Source organism: Acetobacter estunensis (assembly GCF_019083805.1).
Lineage (GTDB): Bacteria > Pseudomonadota > Alphaproteobacteria > Acetobacterales > Acetobacteraceae > Acetobacter > Acetobacter estunensis_A.
This window is the reverse complement of the sequence record NZ_JAHRDV010000002.1, coordinates 113,054-133,324: the sequence shown is the minus strand read 5'-3', so window position 1 is coordinate 133,324 and position 20,271 is coordinate 113,054. Positions and strand designations below refer to the sequence as shown.

General features: G+C 62.2%; 15 protein-coding genes. 6 read left to right on the top strand and 9 right to left on the bottom strand.

The window, feature by feature from the left end; genetic code table 11:
- Window positions 1-2: 2 nt before the first annotated feature.
- The 7 genes from pdhA to guaB form a co-directional block, all read right to left on the bottom strand.
- On the bottom strand, window positions 3-1,007 hold the full coding sequence (gene pdhA / locus KUA11_RS03380) for a pyruvate dehydrogenase (acetyl-transferring) E1 component subunit alpha (protein WP_166315063.1): 1,005 nt from the start codon (window positions 1,005-1,007) through the stop codon (window positions 3-5).
- An 80-nt stretch (window positions 1,008-1,087) separates the two neighbouring features.
- The gene (gene moaC / locus KUA11_RS03375) at window positions 1,088-1,606 is read right to left on the bottom strand and encodes a cyclic pyranopterin monophosphate synthase MoaC (RefSeq protein WP_217408992.1); all 519 of its coding nucleotides are present in this window, start codon (window positions 1,604-1,606) and stop codon (window positions 1,088-1,090) included.
- Window positions 1,603-2,520, bottom strand: a complete 918-nt coding sequence (gene trpC, locus KUA11_RS03370; RefSeq protein ID WP_166315057.1) for an indole-3-glycerol phosphate synthase TrpC — start codon at window positions 2,518-2,520, stop codon at window positions 1,603-1,605. Before trpC ends, moaC begins: the two co-directional genes overlap by 4 nt.
- 88 nt (window positions 2,521-2,608) lie before the next feature.
- A complete protein-coding gene (gene trpD / locus KUA11_RS03365) occupies window positions 2,609-3,670 on the bottom strand; it encodes an anthranilate phosphoribosyltransferase (RefSeq protein ID WP_217408991.1) in 1,062 nt (353 codons plus the stop codon).
- A gap of 13 nt (window positions 3,671-3,683) precedes the next feature.
- Window positions 3,684-4,280, bottom strand: a complete 597-nt coding sequence (locus KUA11_RS03360) for an anthranilate synthase component II (RefSeq protein WP_217409199.1) — start codon at window positions 4,278-4,280, stop codon at window positions 3,684-3,686.
- 67 nt (window positions 4,281-4,347) lie between these two features.
- Window positions 4,348-5,640, bottom strand: coding sequence for an RsmB/NOP family class I SAM-dependent RNA methyltransferase (locus tag KUA11_RS03355; protein WP_217408990.1), 1,293 nt, complete (start codon window positions 5,638-5,640; stop codon window positions 4,348-4,350).
- Window positions 5,641-5,709: 69 nt separating this feature from the next.
- Window positions 5,710-7,194 (bottom strand): IMP dehydrogenase, encoded by a 1,485-nt coding sequence (gene guaB, locus KUA11_RS03350; RefSeq protein WP_217408989.1) that lies wholly within the window; start codon window positions 7,192-7,194, stop codon window positions 5,710-5,712.
- A gap of 345 nt (window positions 7,195-7,539) precedes the next feature.
- Between guaB and KUA11_RS03345 the strand changes: the two genes are divergently transcribed.
- From KUA11_RS03345 to KUA11_RS03320, 6 genes are all read left to right on the top strand, one after another.
- The gene (locus tag KUA11_RS03345) at window positions 7,540-8,070 is read left to right on the top strand and encodes a UPF0262 family protein (RefSeq protein WP_166315042.1); all 531 of its coding nucleotides are present in this window, start codon (window positions 7,540-7,542) and stop codon (window positions 8,068-8,070) included.
- Between the two features lie 44 nt (window positions 8,071-8,114).
- Window positions 8,115-9,527, top strand: coding sequence for a siroheme synthase CysG (cysG, locus tag KUA11_RS03340; RefSeq protein ID WP_217409198.1), 1,413 nt, complete (start codon window positions 8,115-8,117; stop codon window positions 9,525-9,527).
- A 69-nt stretch (window positions 9,528-9,596) separates the two neighbouring features.
- Entirely contained in the window at window positions 9,597-10,187 is a 591-nt protein-coding gene (locus tag KUA11_RS03335) for a YjbE family putative metal transport protein (protein ID WP_217408988.1), read from the top strand.
- Between the two features lie 9 nt (window positions 10,188-10,196).
- Window positions 10,197-12,155: a lytic transglycosylase domain-containing protein gene (locus KUA11_RS03330; protein WP_217408987.1), complete on the top strand. Its 1,959-nt coding sequence runs from the start codon at window positions 10,197-10,199 to the stop codon at window positions 12,153-12,155.
- Window positions 12,156-12,201: 46 nt separating this feature from the next.
- Entirely contained in the window at window positions 12,202-14,883 is a 2,682-nt protein-coding gene (gene mutS / locus KUA11_RS03325; RefSeq protein WP_217408986.1) for a DNA mismatch repair protein MutS, read from the top strand.
- 67 nt (window positions 14,884-14,950) lie between these two features.
- On the top strand, window positions 14,951-17,896 hold the full coding sequence (locus KUA11_RS03320) for a [protein-PII] uridylyltransferase (RefSeq protein WP_217408985.1): 2,946 nt from the start codon (window positions 14,951-14,953) through the stop codon (window positions 17,894-17,896).
- A gap of 24 nt (window positions 17,897-17,920) precedes the next feature.
- On the opposite strand, the gene KUA11_RS03315 is transcribed toward KUA11_RS03320, so the two are convergent.
- Window positions 17,921-19,216 carry a hypothetical protein gene (locus KUA11_RS03315; protein ID WP_217408984.1) on the bottom strand — a complete coding sequence of 432 codons (1,296 nt, stop codon included), beginning with the start codon at window positions 19,214-19,216 and terminating at the stop codon, window positions 17,921-17,923.
- A 1-nt stretch (window position 19,217) separates the two neighbouring features.
- Window positions 19,218-20,222 (bottom strand): hypothetical protein, encoded by a 1,005-nt coding sequence (locus KUA11_RS03310; RefSeq protein WP_217408983.1) that lies wholly within the window; start codon window positions 20,220-20,222, stop codon window positions 19,218-19,220.
- Between the last annotated feature and the right edge of the window lie 49 nt (window positions 20,223-20,271).

The following is a 20,271-nucleotide window of genomic DNA, read 5'->3' as shown; positions in this document are numbered from 1 at the left end:
AGTTATTCTCCCACCAGGACGTCAGTATACAGTTCGGACGGATCAGGCTCCGGCGAGGTCTTGGCGAACTCTGTGGCGTCGGCCACAACGGCTTTCACCTTGTCCTCAACCGCCTTGAAGGCCGCCTCGTCCACACCCGCTTCTGTCAGCAGCTTGCGAACGTGCTCAATCGGATCGCGCGTCTGGCGGATTTCATCCACTTCGCTGCGCTGGCGGTATTTCGCCGGATCGGACATCGAATGCCCGCGATACCGATATGTGGACATTTCCAGCAGATACGGTCCCTTGCCTTCCCGGCAGTGCGTGATGGCTTCTTGCGCAGCGGCATACACCGCTTCGACATCCATACCGTCCACCTGCTTGCCCGGGATGCCCCACGGCTCTCCGTTGCGCCACAGTTCCTTGGAAGCGGACGCGCGCTCGACGCTTGTGCCCATGCCGTAACGGTTGTTCTCGATGATGAACACGCACGGCAGCTTGTGCAGGGCCGCGATGTTGAAGCTCTCGTACACCTGTCCCTGATTGGAGGCACCCTCACCAAAATAGGTCAGGGAGACTTCATCCGTCCCACGATACCAGTTGGCAAAGGCCAGTCCGAGACCAAGCGCTACCTGTGCTCCGACGATGCCGTGCCCGCCGTAGAAGTTCTTCTCACGCGAGAACATGTGCATCGAGCCGCCCTTGCCATGGGAATAGCCCGTCTCACGGCCCGTCAGTTCGGCCATCACGCCACGCGGGTCCATGCCAGCGGCCAGCATCTGGCCATGATCGCGATAGGACGTGATCACCTTGTCGCCGGGTTTCTGGGCCAACTCAATGCCCACAACCACAGCTTCCTGACCGATATAAAGGTGGCAGAACCCACCGATCAGTCCCATGCCGTAAAGCTGGCCTGCCTTTTCCTCGAAACGGCGGATCAGAAGCATGTCGTAATACGCCTGCTTCAACTGATCCGTCGTCAGCCCCGGATCGTTCCGGCCTGCGCCAGGCACCTTGCTTTCGTCCATGAGACCGCGCTCCATTCAAACACACATCAACACGAAGGGCTGCATCCATCCCGGATCGTGCAGCCCTTTCACCAGAATTCTCACTTGTGGGCCGCTCGAGCTTCGAACGCTTCCGAGCGACCTCCGGTTTTCGAAACGAGACAGATGTCCCCAATCCGCATTTCACGATCGAGTGCCTTGCACATGTCGTAAAGCGTCAGGGCGCAGACACTCACAGCCGTGAGCGCTTCCATCTCCACACCGGTCGGCCCCGTCGTCTTCGCGGTCGCTTCGATCACGAAACCTTCCGTATCAGATTCGATCGTAACCACAAGAGATGTAAGGGCAATCGGGTGACAGAGCGGGATCAGATCCGAGGTTTTCTTGCCAGCCATGATCCCGGCAATCCGGGCCGTGGCCAGAACATCGCCCTTCGGCATGTCGCCGCGCGTGATGCGTTCGATCACAAAGGCCGCCATGTCGATGCGTCCGCGCGCCACCGCGACACGCGCAGTGTCAGCCTTGGCCGACACATCGACCATCACCGCACGCCCCTGCGCGTCGAGATGCGTGAAGCCATCGGCGTTTTCGATGGGCTGTCCAGTCTGCACTGCGGTCATCCCGCGCTGGTAGCCTCATTGCCCGTTGCCGGTTGAGGGGCGGTTTCCTTGCCCAGAAGGATTTTCAATCCTTCCCCCGGATCGGCATTGCGCAGCAGCGATTCACCCACAAGGAAACCGCTCGCACCCACTTCGGAAAGACGCACAATGTCCTGATGCGTCTTGATCCCACTTTCGGAAACGATGATCCGGTCAGGGGGGACCAGCGGCGCAAGCTTCACCGTCGTCTCCAGATCGGTCTTCAGCGTCTTGAGGTCACGATTGTTGATGCCAATCAGCGAGGCATCCAGCACTAGCGCCCGGTTCAACTCCTCTTCCGAGTGAACCTCCACCAGCACATCCATATCGAGCCCCTTGGCGTGATCGACCAGCGAAGCCGCTTCCTCATCGCTCAGGATCGCCATAATAAGCAGGATGCAGTCCGCGCCGATCAGGCGGCTTTCGTAAACCTGCCATGGATCGATGATGAAATCCTTGCGCAGGACCGGCAACGAGCAGGCGTTGCGCGCCGCCACCAGATCCTCATTCGTGCCATGAAAGCAGGAGCTTTCCGTCAGCACAGACAGGCAGGCCGCCCCCGCCGCTTCATAGGACTTGGCAATCGCCACAGGATCGTAGGGATCACGCAGCAGGCCAGCCGAAGGCGAGGCCTTCTTGATCTCGGCAATCAATCCCGGCACCAGATCGGCCGTCTTTTCCTTCAGCGCGCGTCCGAAACCACGTGGCGTAAATTCGGCTTCGCGGGCTTTGGCGGTGATGTCACGCAGACTGAGCAACGTCGAACGATGTCCGACCTCCACCCGCGTGCGCGCCACGATCCGGTCAAGGACATCACGCTGGGTTTCACCAGTTTCTGCCGCCGGAGCCGCAACCGGCGCTTCGGTGGACGTCTGATCCGATGTCTCGTTCATCATGTCTCCGTCTCGCAAATTCGATTGAGTGAAGCAGCCTGCCCGCATTCCGCCCATTTCGAACGAAACGCTCCCACCAGCCCTACGAAGTTCATTGCACGCTGCCCTCGCGTGCCCTTTCGAGCACGGCAAGAGCGCCACCTCCGTCGATGGCCTGCGCCGCCATGCCGACCAGTTCCTGCAAGGCTGCCGGATGAATGGCTCCAGCCTGAACCGCCTCACCTCGCCCCGCTACATGCAAGGCACATGCAGCATTGAGAAGCACTGTATCACGATACGCGCCCCGTGAACCACGAAGAAGCGCATCGAGAGCCGCGGCATTCTCAACCGGTCCGCCACCCGCAATGGCGGAGATGGGGGAGCGTTGGAACCCCGCCATTTCCGGCTCCAGAACAAGCTGATAGCGCTGACCGTTTTCCAGCGCTTCGATCCGTGTCGGACCGGCCAGCGTCACCTCGTCCACGAAACCATTCGCTTCTTCATCGAGTTCGCCGCACACCGCCCAGATCCGTTGAGAGCCCAGTTGCGCCAGCGTATCCACGATAGGCGCCAGCCAGCGCACATCCGGCACGCCGACAAGCTGATGCGTCACGCGCGCGGGATTGGCGAGCGGGCCGATCAGGTTGAACAAGGTCCGCACCCCGAGCGCTCGCCGCACGGCCGCCGCATGACGCATGGCGGGATGGTGGTTGGGAGCAGCAAGAAAGGCCAACCGTCGGTCGCGTAGATCGGCGCCTAGCGTGGCCACATCGTCTTTCAGCGGCACTCCCAACGCACCGAGCACATCGGACGCCCCGGATTTCGAGGACAGCGCACGATTGCCATGCTTGGCCACCGGCACATCCAGAGCCGCCAGAACGAACGAGACCGCCGTGGAGACATTGAGGGTTCCGTGTCCATCGCCTCCGGTACCGCACACATCGATCGCATTGGCGGGCGGATTCTCCAGCGCCTTCATGCGGGCGCGTACAGCTTTGACCGCGCCCAGAAGTTCATCCGGACTTTCGCCACGCATTCGCAGCGCCATGAGAAAACCCGCAATCTGCGACTCACTGACACGCCCATCCATGATGAGGCCGAAAGCCGCTTCAGCTTCATCCGCCGTCAGCGGAGCGCCCGTGACGACGCGCGCAAGAACCGCGCGGAAAGACATATCTTCCGCTTCCTCAGGCCGCACGACGACCCTCGTTCCATTCGCGCGCAAGCGTCAGGAAATTCTTCAGGATTTCATGACCACATTCGGACGCAATGCTCTCGGGATGAAACTGCACCCCATGAACCGGAAACTGCCGATGTTGGAGGCCCATAATCAGGCCATCATCCGTCCATGCCGTACGGCACAACACATCCGGCAAAGTGTCCACTTCCACAATCAGGCTGTGATAGCGCGTGGCCATCAGCGGGTCGGGCAGACCCGAGAACACTCCGGTGTTTGTGTGATGAATGGCGCTGACCTTACCATGCACCGGCATGGGCGCACGGCCTACTTTGCCGCCATAGACCTGCCCGATGGCCTGATGTCCAAGACACACGCCAAAAATCGGGGTGGTCGGCCCAAGGGCACGTATCACATCGCAGCAGATTCCCGCCTCATCCGGGGAACATGGACCGGGTGAGAGCACGATGGCTTCCGGCGCGCGCGCGACAACGTCATCCACGCTCAGCGCGTCGTTGCGGTGAACCTCGCACTCTTCTCCCAACTCCCCGAAATAATGCACGAGGTTGAAGGTGAAGCTGTCGTAGTTGTCGATCAGAAGGATCATGGCAGCATGATGACGCTGCAACGGGTTTCGGTCAAACCTTCGCGAGAAAGGCACGAAAAACCGCCGCTTACGCCTCCTTCTTTTTGAGGACAGCGGCAAAGAACCCGTCCGTTCCGTTGACCGCCGGCGTGAGTGAGAACATCGGTGCACCGCGCAGGATTTCCGGCAGTTCGTCGCCTTCGGGCAACACAGCCTCAAATTCAGGGTGTCTTTCGAGGAACGCCGTGATCTGGGAGCGATTCTCAGCGTCCAGAATGGAACAAGTCGCATAGACCATTCGTCCACCCGGCCGCACGAGGGCGCTGGCCCGATCGAGAATCTCCGCCTGCTTCACCACCAGTTCCGAGAGATCCGTCTCACGCAACCGCACCCGCGCGTCCGGATTGCGCCGCCACGTTCCCGTGCCCGAACACGGCGCATCGACCAGCACGCGATCGAAGGACCCCGCACGACGCTTGGCCCATTTATCGCCTGCAACGAACAGATGCCGTTCAACATTGTGCACGCCCGCCCGACGCAGACGCTTCACCGCCCCATCCAGACGTGGCGCTGACACATCGCACGCCACGATGTGCCCCCGATTCTGCATGGTCATGGCAATGGCGAGCGTCTTGCCTCCCGCTCCGGCGCAATAGTCCAGAACACGCATTTCAGGCGCAGCCCCCAGCATGGCCACGACAAGCTGAGATCCTTCGTCCTGAATTTCCACAAGCCCATCGCGGAACGCCGCGCTTGACGTCACCGGCAAACGGGAAGGCAGACGCAGCCCCCAGGGCGACAACGCGGTCGGTTCGGGATGCAGTCCATCGCGTGCCAGCGCCTTGCACGCCGCTGCCCTGTCGGTCCGCAGCGTGTTGATCCGAAGATCCAGCGACGCTTCACCGCTCATGGCGGCAAGTTCCTCTTCCACGCGTTCCCCGAATGTTGCTTCCAGATGCGGAAGCAGCCAGTCGGGAATCTCCAGCCTTACGGCGCGGGGAAAGGTTTGCTCATCGGGGATATCCCGTGCCAGCACGTCCACCGTATGCCGTTCGTCCCGATCCAGCGCACCGGGTGCGAAACGTCCCTCCACGAAGGCCTGCGCTACATCGCCCGCTGTCATGCCTCCCGCAACCTGACGCGCCGCAACACGAAGACGCGGCGTCGCGTCTCCACCTGCCTGCGTGATCCACCATTCCGTTCGCCGCCAGTGGTGCAACACGTCCCACACAATGGCGGAGATAGCGCGACGGTCTCCCCCACCGATATAACGGCGCTCGCGAAAAAAACTGTTGGCGGTCGCGTCAGCTGGACGACGGGGTGCTGCGTCCATTTCCGCCAGAAGATCGATCGCGGCGGCAAGCCGGGCAGACGGCGTCATGAAATATTCCGGATTCTGTGGGGCCGATGAGCGCAACAGGCAGAGGCTCCACGCCCCTGCCGTCTCACCTCAGTCGCGACGATAGTTCGGGGCCTCACGGGTGATGGACACGTCATGGACATGGCTCTCACGCAGACCTGCGTTGGTAATGCGACGAAAGCGCGATTTCGTCTGAAGATCGGCAACCGTGGCCGATCCCGTGTAACCCATGCCCGCCTTCAGACCACCGACCAACTGATGCACGACGGCCGCCATGGTGCCCTTGTAAGGCACGCGCCCTTCGATGCCCTCGGGCACCATTTTCTGCGCATCACGCACATCCTGCTGGAAATAACGATCCGCCGAACCACGCGCCATCGCGCCGAGGCTGCCCATGCCGCGATAGGATTTGTAGGAACGTCCTTCGTAAAGGAACACCTCGCCGGGCGCTTCGTCGGTGCCGGCCAGCAGCGAGCCGACCATGACCACATCGCCACCGGCGGCAATCGCTTTCACCAGATCGCCCGAAGTGCGCACGCCACCATCGGCGATGGCCGGAACATTCAATTCATGACATGCGGCGGACGTCTCCAGCACGGCGGAGAACTGCGGCACACCCACACCAGCCACGACGCGCGTTGTGCAAATTGAGCCGGGGCCAATTCCCACCTTCACGCCATCCGCACCGACATCGATCAGCGCGCGCGCCGCTTCCGGCGTCGCCACGTTGCCCGCGATGATCTGCACTTCCGCGTTGAACGCCTTCACGCGCTCGACAGCCCGCAACACACCTGAGGAATGGCCGTGCGCCGTATCGATCACCAGCACGTCCACGCCCGCTTCAATGAGCAGTTTGGCGCGATTGAAACCGTCATCCCCCACACCCGTGGCGGCGGCGCAACGCAGACGCCCCATGCCGTCCTTGATCGCCAGCGGGTGCGCCACCGCCTTGTCCATGTCCTTGACAGTCACGATGCCCACGCACCGGCCCGCATCGTCCACGACCAGCAGCTTTTCGATGCGGTGCTTGTGCAGAAGCTGACGCGCCACATTGGCGTCCGCTCCATGACGGACCGTGACGAGGTCGTCCTTCGTCATCAGTTCGCTGACCTTCTGATTCGGGTCATTGGCGAAGCGCACATCGCGGTTGGTCAGGATGCCGATCAGCTTCTGGGACGACGGCTCCACCACCGGCAGGCCACTGATGCCGTGATGCTGCATGATGGCGCGCACCTCGGCCAGCGTCTGCTCGGGACCGACCGTTACCGGATTAACCACCATCCCGGATTCGAAGCGCTTGACGCGGCGGACCTGCTCGGCCTGTTCGGTGGGTTCGAGATTCTTGTGAATGACACCGAGACCGCCCTGCTGCGCCATCGCAATCGCCATGGCGTATTCGGTCACGGTGTCCATCGCGGCGGAGACGAGCGGAATGTTGAGGTCGATGGAACGCGTCAGGCGCGTGCGCGTATCCGCGTGGGCAGGCAGCACATCGGATGCCGCCGGGACGAGCAGGACGTCATCGAAAGCGAGGGCGTCGGAGATGCGATCGTAGAGCGAAGGTGTGGAGGCCATGACGCGGGGAACCCTCAAATGCTGCGTTCTGCGGGTATCCCGAGTTCAAGCATGAGCAAGGCGTTGAATCTGCCGACAGACGCCCTCTCGCCGTTTGCAAAAAGCATCCGGTTTTCGAAGGGCTGAGACCGTCGTAGCAGTGAGCCTCGGGTTCCCGACCGTTGGCGGCTCCTCATAAGCACTCGAACGCACCCTGACAAGTACAACTCGTGCCTCTACCCACCGTTCGCTTTTTTCAGGCAGATTTGTCCTTCGCTGGTGTGCCACACTATCCGCCGGACGCATTCCGTGGAAAAACGGCGCACCACCAAAACAAGGGCCAACCCAACGGGCGGAGAAACCGGCGTGACCCTTCTGCATCATCACCGGAATCGGCGGGACGAACCCACCCTCCCTTCCGACCGGCCCGACGCATTGCTGGCCGTCGTGCTCGACTGCGCCCTCGACCCCGCGACAGATGCGCATCCCGAACGCAGAAAGGATCGCGAGCAGGCGATCCTCGATCTGTGCCAGACCGCGCATTTCCGTCCCCATGGCCTGACCGGCCCTTTCATTCTGCACATCGCCGTCAGCGGCAATTCGGGGCTTGTGTTCGACATCCGCACCGAGGAAGACGTAGCACTGCATGCGCAGGGGATTTCCCTCACACCGTTTCGAAGCCTCATCAAGGACTACGCCCTGATGATCGAGAGCTTCGAAGCGGCCATGGAGGAAGGCAACCGGGCAAAAGTGCAGGCCATCGACATGGGACGCCGGGGCATTCATGACGAGGCCGCCGATCTGCTGATCGAACGGCTGTCTGGCAAGATCGCTCTGGACCGCCCCACCGCACGGCGCATCTTCACGCTGGTCTGCCTGCTGGCCAGCCGCAACTGACCCATTCGGAGACGACTGACCGCATCATGGTCGAGCACAACAGCCTGACGCCTTCATCTCACAGCCCCTGGTTCCCTCTCGTCATGCGGATGGATGAGGCGGCCTGCGCGCTGGTCGTAGGCGGCGGCACCGTGGCCGCCAACAAGGCCGCCCTTCTGCTGGCCACCGACGCCCGGCTGACCGTCCTTTCTCCCACGCTGTGCCCGGAACTGATCCAGCACGCACTCAACGGACGCATCCATCATGTTGCGCAAGGCGCAACACCGGAACTGGTGGCCGACCACGCACGTCATTGCCGCGTAGTCTTCGCCGCCACGGACGATCGGGCGGTCAACCGCATGGTCGCAGCCACGGCCCGCGAACTGAATGTGCCTGTCTGCGCGGTGGACGATCCGGAGCCCTCCACCTTCATCACCCCCGCTATCGTGCGACGTGGTTCCGTGCAGGTCGCCATCTCCACGTCGGGGGCGGCTCCCGTTCTGGCCCGCCGTCTGCGTGAGCAGATAGAGGCGCTCCTGCCGGCAGGGCTAGATCGGCTCGCCCGATTCATGCAGGGCGCTCGCGAAATGGTGGGCGCGCGCCACCCCACCCCTGACACCCGCCGCCGCGTCTGGGAGCGCTTTCTCGATGGCAAGGGCGCAGAACAAGCGCTGGCGGGTGAAGACGACGCCGCGCGCGCCACGCTGGAGCGACTGGCGGGCGAGGATACGGGCGGCGGCGAAGTCTGGATCGTGGGCGCAGGGCCGGGCAACCCGGATCTTCTCACCCTTGGCGCGCTCAGGCTGATGCAGAACGCCGACAGCGTGCTTTATGACCACCTGCTTCCCGCTGACATCCTCGACCGCGTGCGCCGCGATGCCGAGCGTATCTTCGTGGGCAAGCAGCGCAACAATCACGCCCTGCCCCAGCCTTCCATCAATGACGAACTGATCCGCCGCGCCAAGGCGGGCGAGCGGGTGCTGCGTCTCAAGGGGGGCGATCCGTTCATCTTCGGACGCGGCGGCGAGGAAATCGAAGCGCTGATGGAAGCGGGCGTGCCGTTTCGCGTCATACCCGGCATTTCGGCCGCCAATGGCTGCGCGGCGGCGGCGGGGATTCCACTGACACATCGCGACTGTGCCCAGTCCTGTCTGTTTCTGACGGGCCATGCCCGAGCGGACGGCACACTGGACCTGCCATGGCACACCATCGCCCAGCGCGGACAGACCGTCGTGATCTATATGGGCCTCGGTGGCGTGGAGAGTCTGTGCTCACGACTGGTCGAACATGGTCTTCCCCCCGATTGGCCCGCAGCCATGGTCGAACACGGCACACGACCGGATCAACGGGTTATCACGGCGGATCTTGCCACACTGGCCGCAAAGGTTACGGAAGAGAACTTCCGCAGTCCCTCCCTCATTATTGTGGGCGAGGTGGTGAAGCACCGGGTCATTTCATCCAATTCTCCCGAGGCATGACGAAAAGAGCAGTGCGCATCATCATCTTGCCACTGGTCCGATCACGGCATCTCGCGGTATAGCGGGGCCATGCTTTCACTTTCCTTCCTCGGCGCTCTTCTGCAGGTCGTCCTGATCGACATAACCCTTGCCGGAGACAACGCCGTCGTTGTCGGTCTGGCTGTCCGGCGTCTGGAGGGAAAACAGAGACGCATCGCGGTTTTCGTCGGTGTCGCCGCCGCCGCCCTCATCCGTCTCGGGCTGGCGCTGGTGGCCACCCAATTGCTTGGTATCATCGGCCTGCGGCTGGCGGGCGGATTGCTGCTGCTCTGGGTCTGCTGGAAGATGTATCGGGAACTGCGCACGCCCGATACGCACGCCGAGGATGGCGGCACAGCCCCCGGCGGTCTGTGGCCCGCCATCGGACGGATTGTCGTGGCCGATCTTTCCATGAGCCTCGATAATGTGCTGGCCGTTGCCGGTGCGGCGGGTGAGCACATGGAGGTTCTGGTCGCAGGGCTTGCCATTTCCATCCTGCTCATGGCCTTTGCCGCCACGATCATCGCCCGACTGCTCGATCGCTATCGCTGGATTGCGTGGATCGGTCTACTCGTGGTGTTCGGCGTGGCCATCGAACTGATCTTCAATGGCGGCAGCGAAGTTCTTTCTCATGTGGGATAACACCACGGAATGAAGCCCAGCCGTCGCAGCCTCGCCCTCACCTGCGTTCTCACACTCTCCGCGTGTGCCCCATCGAGCGCGACCAGTACCGCGCCTCCGCAAACATGGCCGCAGCCTCAACAGGCGGCAGCAACTGGGCCGGTCGATGACGTGGCGGCCCGCCTAACCACGTGGCTGCGTCTTGTTGGGCCGAATGCGTCCACCATTCCCGCCCGTGACTACGCCAACTTTCTCGCCACCCGCCCGGTGTGGCCGCGCTGGGCTGTCATACGCGCCCGCTACGAACACGCGCTTGTCAACGAGCCGGACGACAATGTGGCGGCCGATCTTTGCCGGGCCGAGCCGCCAAAGACAGCCCCTGCCCTGCTGCGCTGCGTTTCCATTGCTGGTGGCATGGACGCCTTTCGCGACGCCGGCCGCGCGGCGTGGCGCAATGGTAATGACGCTCCACAGGACGCGGCCGCTGTCAAAGCCACCTTTGGGCCCGCGCTTACGGCAGACGACAGTTGGGCGCGTTTTCAACGAGAGATCCGCAACGGCCACCTGACAGCAGCCGCGACCACCATTTCCTCGCTGGACCCGGACAGGGCTGCATTGGCTCAGGCTGAACTGGCCTTCCGGCGCAACGATTCCACCGCCGAATCCCTTCTCGCCGCTGTGCCTGAGCGCTACGCGGACGATCCCTCCCTCATCCTTGCCCATGCGCGTTGGCTGGCGAAAAACCAGCGCCTCGACGATGCACTCGCATTGTGGAAACAGCGGGGGTTCGATGCCGAGAGCCGCGCTACCACTGCGGAACAGGGGCGTTTCTGGCGCGAGCGGGATACGCTGGCGCGCGCACTTCTGACGCAAAATCGTCCCGGCGACGCGCTCACAATGGCGAATGATCCGACACGCATCGAAGGACGCCAACGCTCTGATTCGGCCTTTCTCAGCGGATGGATCGCTCTGCGGGCGCTGCATGACCCGCAACAGGCGGACAGCTTTTTCCGCGAGCTAGCGGCCTCGCCCTCTCTGAACACCCATGCTGGCGGCTTTTACTGGCTGGGTCGGGCACGCTTAGAAGCCAATGATATGACAGCGGCCCGTGCCGACTGGCAGCAGGCGGCTCTCCAGCCCCAGACATTCTACGGCCAGATGGCGCTCGCCCGTCTGTCGGACAGCGGCAACACCCTGCTCGCACCCGCCCGGGTGCCGGACGCGCTGCAATCCGCCATTCGCCAGTGGTTCGCAGCAGAAGCTCATAACGAGCACGATCCCACAGCCGTATCCGTGCGGCTGGATGGCAGCGACCTCGCCCGTGCGGCCCAGATCCTCGTGTCATGGAACGACCGCACGCACGCTCGCGACTTTCTGCACGTATTGTTCGTACAGGACACTGACCCGCAAGATCGGGAAGCTCTGGCCGTGCTCGCCCAGCGCATCGGCCTGCCTGACATCGGCGTGAGTGTCGCCCGCGCCGCGAGCCGCACCGGCACAGCTTTGCCCGATTATGGCTGGCCAGCGCCTTATCGACCTCCCGGCAGCACGCTGCCCGATGGGTTGGTGCCCTCGCTCATGCGTCAGGAAAGCAATTTCGATCCGGACGCCGTCAGTCCGTCCAACGCCATCGGCCTCATGCAGCTTCTACCGGCTACGGCAGAGGAAACGGCACACAGTATGGGACTGGGGCCGATCAGTATTGCCGCGTTGCACGATCCCAGCCTCAACATGCAACTCGGCACAGCCTATCTCTCAAAGGTCGCCACCCGATTCGATGGTGTCGTGCCTTACGCTACGGCAGGCTATAACGCCGGACCGCACCGCGTCTCCCAATGGCTGGAAGAGCGAGGCGATCCGGCTCGGACCGGCGCGGATCAGGATACTCTGATCGACTGGATCGAACAGATCCCCACCGATGAGACGCGCAACTACGTCAAGCGTGTGTGGGAAGGCATCGCTGTCTACGCTAGCCATCCGAAAGGCTGACCCCGCTCCCTCTGTCCCCATAACCGAACAGGACATCACCGCCGACATGACTGACGAGCAACCCGCCCGGACCGGCGCCAGCAAGCGCCCCTCTCCCGAAGGTGCCTCGCCCGCCATGGCGCAATGGTTTGCGCTGAAAAACGAAAACCCTGAATTTCTCCTCTTCTTTCGAATGGGCGATTTCTACGAACTGTTCTTTGACGACGCGACGGCTGCGGCCTCGGCGCTCGACATCGCCCTGACGGCACGCGGTTCGCATGGTGGAGAGCCGATCCCCATGTGCGGCGTGCCGGTTGGTGCGGCACAGGCCTATCTCTCCCGCCTCATCCGACGCGGCTTTCGGGTCGCCGTCGCGGAACAGACGGCCACTCCCCCCTCCAAAATGAAGGGAAAGGGTAAGGTTGCCGCCCAGAAGGGGCCTCTGCCGCGCGCCGTCGTCCGCCTGATCACGCCCGGCACCCTGACCGAAGATGAACTTCTGGAACCCGGCCGCTCCAATCTCCTGCTGGCGCTGGTGGCCGAACCGTCGCGACGCGGCTTGCCAGAATGGGGCGCGGCATGGATCGACATTTCCACCGGCCAGTTCGAGACTGCCCGCTGCACGGACGCGGAACTGGGGCATCTGCTGGCGCGGCTGGACCCCGCCGAGATCCTTGCCCCGCCAGACCGTGATCTGGGTGAATACGACCTTCGCCGCACGCCAGGCGAACCGCCTTCCTCCCCGGACACGGCACGGGCACGGCTGGCGGAGAGCTTTCATGTCGCCAGCCTCGACGCTTTCGGCACCTTCAGCGATGCCGAAACCACCGCCGCTCTCATGGCCGTGGACTATGTAAAGCGCTCGCAAGCGGGAGCCATGCCGCGTCTCACGCCGCCCATGCCGCAGGAGGATCAGGACACGCTGGGTCTCGATCCGGCAACCCGCGCGAGCCTTGATCTGCTCCGCGCTCGTGACGGCGGCACCGAACACACTCTGTTTGCCACCGTGAACCGCACTAGCACGGCCGCCGGCGCGCGGATGCTCGCTTCATGGATTGCAGCTCCGCTCACAAATCCAGCGCGGATTGCCGCACGTCAGGCCTGCTGGGACTGGCTGCGCCATGACAGCGTGCGAGCGGAAAATCTCCGCACGATCCTGCGAAGCGCCCCCGATATCGACCGCGCCTTGGGACGCCTGTCCGTGGGCCGTGGCCAACCGCGCGATCTCGGCGCGCTGCGCGATGGCATCGCCGCCGCTCACCTTGCCGCCACGGAACTCACCCGAATCAACGGCAGTGACGAAAAACGACCGGAACTGATCAAGCGCGTTCTTGGAGACCTGCAGGAATGTGCGGCCCTGCACGACGAACTCAATGACGCGCTTGCCGATGAATTACCGGCCCGACTGGAAGATGGCGGCATCATTGCCCCGGGCTATGACGAAGAACTCGACACACATCGCACGCTGCGTGACGATTCGCGCCGGATCATCGCCTCTCTACAAGCCGATTATGGTGAGCGGTTCGGCATAACCAGCCTGAAAATCCGGCATCACGCCCAGCTTGGTTATGTCATCGAGGTGCCGGCTGCCGTCGGCGCCCGTCTGCGCTCGCGCGAAGATCTTCAGTTTCGTCAGGGCACGGCCAGCCTCGCGCGTTTCGCCACGGAGGAACTCTCGGCGCTGGACGCTGAAATTGCCGCTGCTGCGGAATGTGCCGCGACACGCGAACGTCAGGTTTTCGCAGCGCTTGTCGCCCGCGCTCTGGATGACGACAAGCTACCAGCGCTTGCCCGCGCTTTGGCGTTGACCGATGTCATCCGCTCCTGCGCCTCTCTGGCAGCAGGCGAGACATGGTGCCGGCCAGTGGTGGACGAAAGCGAGGCGTTCGAACTTGTCGCCTGCCGTCATCCCGTTGTGGAAGCGGCCCTTGGCTCTGGCGTGCGCTTTGCGGCCAATAGCTGCTCCCTCTCCCCTGAAAAGCGCGTTATGTTGCTGACAGGGCCCAACATGGCCGGCAAATCCACCTTCTTGCGACAGAACGCGCTGGCCGTGATTCTCGCACAGGCCGGACTGCCTGTGCCTGCCACCTCGGCCCATCTTGGGACGGTAGACCGGCTGTTCTCGCGTGTGGGGGCTGCGGACGATCTGGCGCGGGGTCGCTCGACATTCATGGTGGAAATGACGGAAACGGCCGCGATCCTCAATCAGGCCGGTCCTCGATCTCTGGTGGTGGTGGATGAGATCGGGCGCGGCACCTCCACGCTGGACGGTCTTTCGATTGCATGGGCCGTGCTGGAAGCACTGCACTCCAATCTGCGATGCCGTGCCATCTTTGCCACACATTTCCACGAACTTGCCCGGCTGACCGAAAGCCTCCCCCGGCTGTCTCTCCACACCATGGCCGTGCGGGACTGGAAGGGGCAGGTTGTGTTCCTGCACGAAGTCGTATCCGGCAGCGCCAAGCGGAGCTGGGGTGTGCATGTCGCAAAACTTGCCGGCGTTCCCGCTCCCGTGGTGGAGCGCGCCTCCCGTTTGCTCAAGGAACTGGAACGTGAGCACACAGCGGGGCCGCAGCCACTCCCTCTTTTCGATGCGGCGTCTTCCTCTCAACCGGCGCACAACGAACCGTCCAGCGAAGTTTCGATCCCGGACGAACTGCGCGAAAAACTGGCCGATATCGACCCCGATGACCTTTCCCCGCGGGAGGCTCTGTCCGCGCTTTATGCTCTGAAAAAAATCGCCACTTGAAGCGAAGGCGCGTTCCGTCGGAGAATGAAAGTTCTGATCCCTCTCTTGCCGAGCCAGACCTGATCGCATGTCCCGTCTCAACGTCGATACCCGTCCCGCAGTTGCAGGCGTTTCTTCTCTCACTTCGGGAGATGAGGCTTTGACGCCGGAAATGCTGAGCGTATCCCTTAGCGAGGCTCTGCGAGCTGCAGGCAAAGACGGCCAACCGCCTACACGCGACGATGCGCTGGCGATTTTCCGCCGCCATCTCGGGCGTTATCAGGCCGACGTGCGCCAGCGCTTCGAGGCACGGCAGCTACGCGGCGTGCAGGCAGCGAAACTTCTCGCCGCTCATGCCGACGAACTGGTGAAAGCGCTGTTCACCTTCGCCACGCAGGCAACGTCCTGTCCCCCCACTGTTGCCGGTCGCATCTGCATCGCGGCGACGGGTGGCTATGGTAAAGGTCTTCTCGCACCATTCAGTGACATCGATCTGCTCTTTCTCACTCCCGAGGAACCTTCTCCCCCCATGCTCACGCTGGTGGAGTACATTCTCTATTTTCTGTGGGATCTTGGCCTGAAAGTCGGCCATGCTACCCGCTCGATCAATGATTGCATTGCGCAGGCCGAGCAGGACACGACCGTTCGCACGGCCCTTCTGGACGCCCGGCTGCTGAGCGGCAGCTTCGCCCTGTTTGCCATGTTCGAGGCGCGATTTATCGTCGCCTGCGTGGAGGCCGGCTCCGCGCGCTTCATTGCCGACAAGCGCCGCGAGCGTGCCGAACGACATCGCCGGTTCGGTGAAAGCCCCTATCTAGTGGAGCCGAACATCAAGGAAGGGCGCGGCGGTCTGCGTGACATGCAGACGCTCTACTGGATGTGCCGCTATACGTTCGGCACACGCCACGTCTCGGATCTGCTGGCGCCCGAATTCACCCGTCTGGGGTTCCTCACGGAGCAGGAAGCCGCCCGTGCCCGTAGGTCATGGGATTTCCTGTGGTCCATCCGTCTGCATCTGCATTACGTCGCAGGACGCGGCGAAGATCGTCTGACATTCGACATGCAGCCCGTGCTCGGCGGTCGCATGGGGTACACGCGTCACGGTCGCCAGAATGGCGTCGAACGCTTCATGCGCCACTATTTCCTGACGGTGCGGGAGGTTATGCGCCTCACGCATGTGCTGGAGCCGACCATCGTGCGTGTGGCCCTTGGTCCCGCCGCCCACGTCATGAAAGCGGACGAAGCCATGCGCGAAGCAGGCTTTACCCTGCTCGATGGCCAGATCCTGGCTGACCGGGGCGTCAGCTTCGAAGCCGATCCCATCAAGATGTTCGAACTTCTGGACTGGTCTCGCAACCGGCATGTGCCGGTTCACCCGCTCGCCCGTCAGCAGCTCATCCGCTGGGAGCGTCGGGCTTCCACACTTCGCACCAATGCCCGCGCCTCCGAAATTTTCCTCAATCTCTTGTGCGACGAGCGGCCCGGTCCTGCACGCCAAACACGCCGCCCGCCGCATCTTCGTGCCGAACCAAAGGGTGAACTGGCTCGGGTGGAAGAGACGGACCGTCGCCCCGATTATGTCCACTGGCTGCGTGTGCTCAACGAGACTGGGCTGTGGGGCGCGCTGATCCCGGACTGGTCTCGCATCGTCGGACAGATGCAGTTCGACACGTACCACATCTTCACGGTGGACGAGCACACCATCGAGGCTCTGCGTATCCTGCGCTGCGTGGAAGACGGCACAATGGCCGACGAGATTCCCGTCGCCTACGAGCTGGCCCGCAACCTCCAGTCCCGACGCGCGCTCTACATGGCCGTCATGATGCATGACATCGCCAAGGGACGCGGTGGCGATCATTCGGAACTTGGCTCCGAACTGGCGCTGGAGCTGTGTCCCCGCCTCGGTCTTTCGGGAGAAGAAACCGAAACCGTGTCGTGGCTCGTGCTGCAGCACCTTCTGCTCAGCCACACAGCCTTCCAGCGCGACATCGACGACCCTAAGACGATCCTTGATGTGGCCGATGTCGTGCAGTCTCCCGAGCGACTGCGTCTGCTGCTTCTGCTCACCATCGTGGACATGCGCGCCGTTAGTCCGCGTGTGTGGAATGCGTGGAAAGCCACGCTCCTGCGCGAACTTTACACCCGCGTGGCTGAAGTTCTCGAAGGTGGTCTCGCCACAGCGGAACGCGACGCGCGCGTCGCTCACAGCAAATCCATGATGGCCGAACTTCTGGCCGAAGAAGACGTGACACAAGCTGACATCGACCACTTTCTCGATCTGGGTTACGCCAGCTACTGGCTGTCCTTCGATCAGGAAACCCTGCTGCGCCACGCCAGCCTGATCCGCGAAGCGGAAGCGCGCGGGGCGCCTATCGTAATCGAAACCCAGCCGCTACCGGCGCGCGGCGTTACGGAAGTGACGGTCTATACACAGGATCATCCTGGCGTCTTTGCCGCCATCGCCGGAGCCATGGCGCTGGCGGGCGCGTCCATCGTCGATGCCCGCATCCATACGCTCACGAACGGCATGGCTCTCGATACATTGTGGGTGCAGGATGCGTCGGGCGAAGCGTTCGATGAACCTCATAGGCTCGCACGTCTTTCCGCCATCGCGGAAAAAGCGCTCCGCGGAAAAATCAACATAACGGACGAAATCAACCGAGCCATCTCGCCCGGACAGCTCCTTTCCCGCACCCGCGCAATCCATGTTCCGCCCCGCGTGGTGATCGACAACCGGGCCTCCAATTCCCACACTGTCATCGAAATCAACGGGCGGGATCGCCCCGGTCTTTTGCATGACGTCGCAAGTGCTCTGAACGATATGCGCCTGCAGATTTCCTCAGCCCACATCACCACTTATGGCGTGCGGGCGGTGGACGTATTCTACGTCAAAGATCTCTCCGGCATGAAAATTACGGACGAGGGACGGCTGGGTCGCATCCGGGAACGTCTGATGACGGGCCTCAAGCGCGTGGAAGAGGCCTTGAACTCCGTATATCGAGAGCCTGAACTCACGGCTGCACAGCCAGAATAAGCTTCTTTCTTATCCCCAAAAACATCAGAGCGCGAGCAATGGGCGTGGATCGCGATATATCCGCACCTCCGGCTTTTTCTTGCGGCCTGCGTTCAGTGACGGCGGCAAAAGCGCCAGATATTCTGTCAGAAGCCCTGATGGCGTGGTGCTCATCGAAAGTATTTCGACGGTCCGGATCCGTTCGACAAACGAAAGGCCGATGAGAGACGCATCCGTGTAATGACGCGCGAGCCGTTCCAGCCCCGGCCGGTACTCTGCCGAGCGCGACAATGTGCTTCCCAATGTCGCCAGATGACGCAACCGTCTGTTCCCGGCTTCGAAAGCGATCAGTAGCGAATCCGGCCAGACAGAAACCGGCCATCGAATGAGAAGATCTTCACTGACCAGTAGCGCAAACTGCGCGCGCGCCGCCTGTATGGCCGCTGCCTTGAGGCGCGCGGCCGGAAGCACATGCAATGAGCAGCGATTGGCAAACTTCACCAGAGACAGAACAGACGCCAGTTCAGCAACATCCAGCCAAGGAACGCAACGCCGCATCTCCCGTTCGGCCGGTTTTACCCGCTCAATGGCCGCTTGCGCCTGCGTGCAGAAGCCTTCGAAGCGCCCAAAGATGCTGACCAGCGCGGTATCACACGCATCGAGAAGGGTCCGCCCCATTCCGCACTCACGAGCCACGGACCGGGCAATCGGCAAAACGATGTCGCAAGTAATGCGTGAAGCCAGCAACACGAGCAGCCCGTACATCCATGACCGACTGCCTCCCATCGCCAATCCGCGCAATGTTTCCTCGAATTCGTCACGATCCGGACTGACGGGAGCGGCTTCCCGCCGATGAGGAAAAAGAAATTCAGCCTTTGCAAAAATCACCCCGAGTGCAGGAAGAATTTCTTCTATTTCGTTCGTGCGTAAGCCTGATGAAACCGCGATCTCGTTAAGCACCTGCTCTGGAACTGGCCGAGACAGCACATCGGCAGCCCGCGCCCACAACAATTCCGAAGCCCTGCGGATCGGATCGGCCCACTCCGGTTCGTGGACAGCATCGCGCTCAGGAAGGTGCTGACCGTCCGCCGCCTGAATCAGACGCTCAACCAGACTCGCCTGTGGAAAGCAGTCCAGCACCCATATGGCGAGCGGCTCAAGCAGGGAATCCGGCACACCTTTTTCCGATTCCGCGACTGATGCACGCCATGTCGTCACTGGCACGACAAGCGGCCAGAGCGGATGAAGCAACAGGAAAACTGGCGTTACAACAGCATCCGACGGTGGCGTCATGCCAGCTTTCGAAGACATTACGACTGGTAGATCAATCTTGTCTCGCATGTCAGACGTCCTCCAGCACATGAAGGAATGCCATGCGGAGCAGTCGTTCGTTCCGTTCGACCAGATGGAGGGACATATCCACCGAAACCGGTCTGTCGATCGCAGCCGTTTGCCACCGGCTCGCCCAACTCCGCCCCTCTGCTGCCGCTGTCTGACGATGCATGAGCATGATCGCCAAAGCCGCCATATCCGAAAGGAAATGAAAAGCCGTGTGGGCATGTACCGTATCGCCCAGCAGGTGACAGAACCGTATCCACCCCGGGAGAAGAGCCAGCTCCTCGGCATAGGGCAGATTGGCGGCAGTCAATCGCTTCATTCTCATTCTGTCATGCAAAAGCGCCCTCATATCCGCATAGACAGCTTCGTAATGCGCAAGAACCTGCCGTGAAACACGCACAAGTCGTTCAAAAATGACGCCGCCACCCGTCCAGGCGAGACAATCCTCCACGCTCCCCAGTTCACGTCTCAAAAGCTCCATGGTCGGAACGGCTGGGCACAATCGCCGGGCATCTTCGGAAGGACGAAATCCCATCTGCACGAGAATGGCCGCCAATCTCTCCGGTACATCGGGACGCGCATCCCATGGGCCGAAAAGAGTCTGCACATAGGCCAGCAATCGGCTTTGACGCTCGGCCTGCACGGCTCTGGCTTTTCGCGCGAGAACCTGCGTTTCCCGTCCCGCAAAGCCCGCCACTGCCGTAGACAGCGTCAGCGCGCTCATTTCGAGGAAGTCGGGCGCCTCGACCGCTCCGAGTTGCCGAAGCAGCACGCGATCGAAGGCGGTCGGTACGAACCCGAGATCTTCCAGCGAATCAGCAGGTGTAACGAAGAGACCTGCCCCGAAAGGATTGGGCAGAAGAAGCTCCGACTCACGTCGCCGATGCGATCTGAGAAGCAGGCCTCCCGTCACAGGACTGGTAGAGGGAAGAAACAGCAGCAGTCCGGGTGAGAGCGGCAGTTCTGTAGGCGCATGAGAGAGAAACGAGTTCCCGGCAAGCATCTCCATGAGGGAAGGCTGTTCTCCTGAGGGTATGGGATCATGACGGATCGAACGG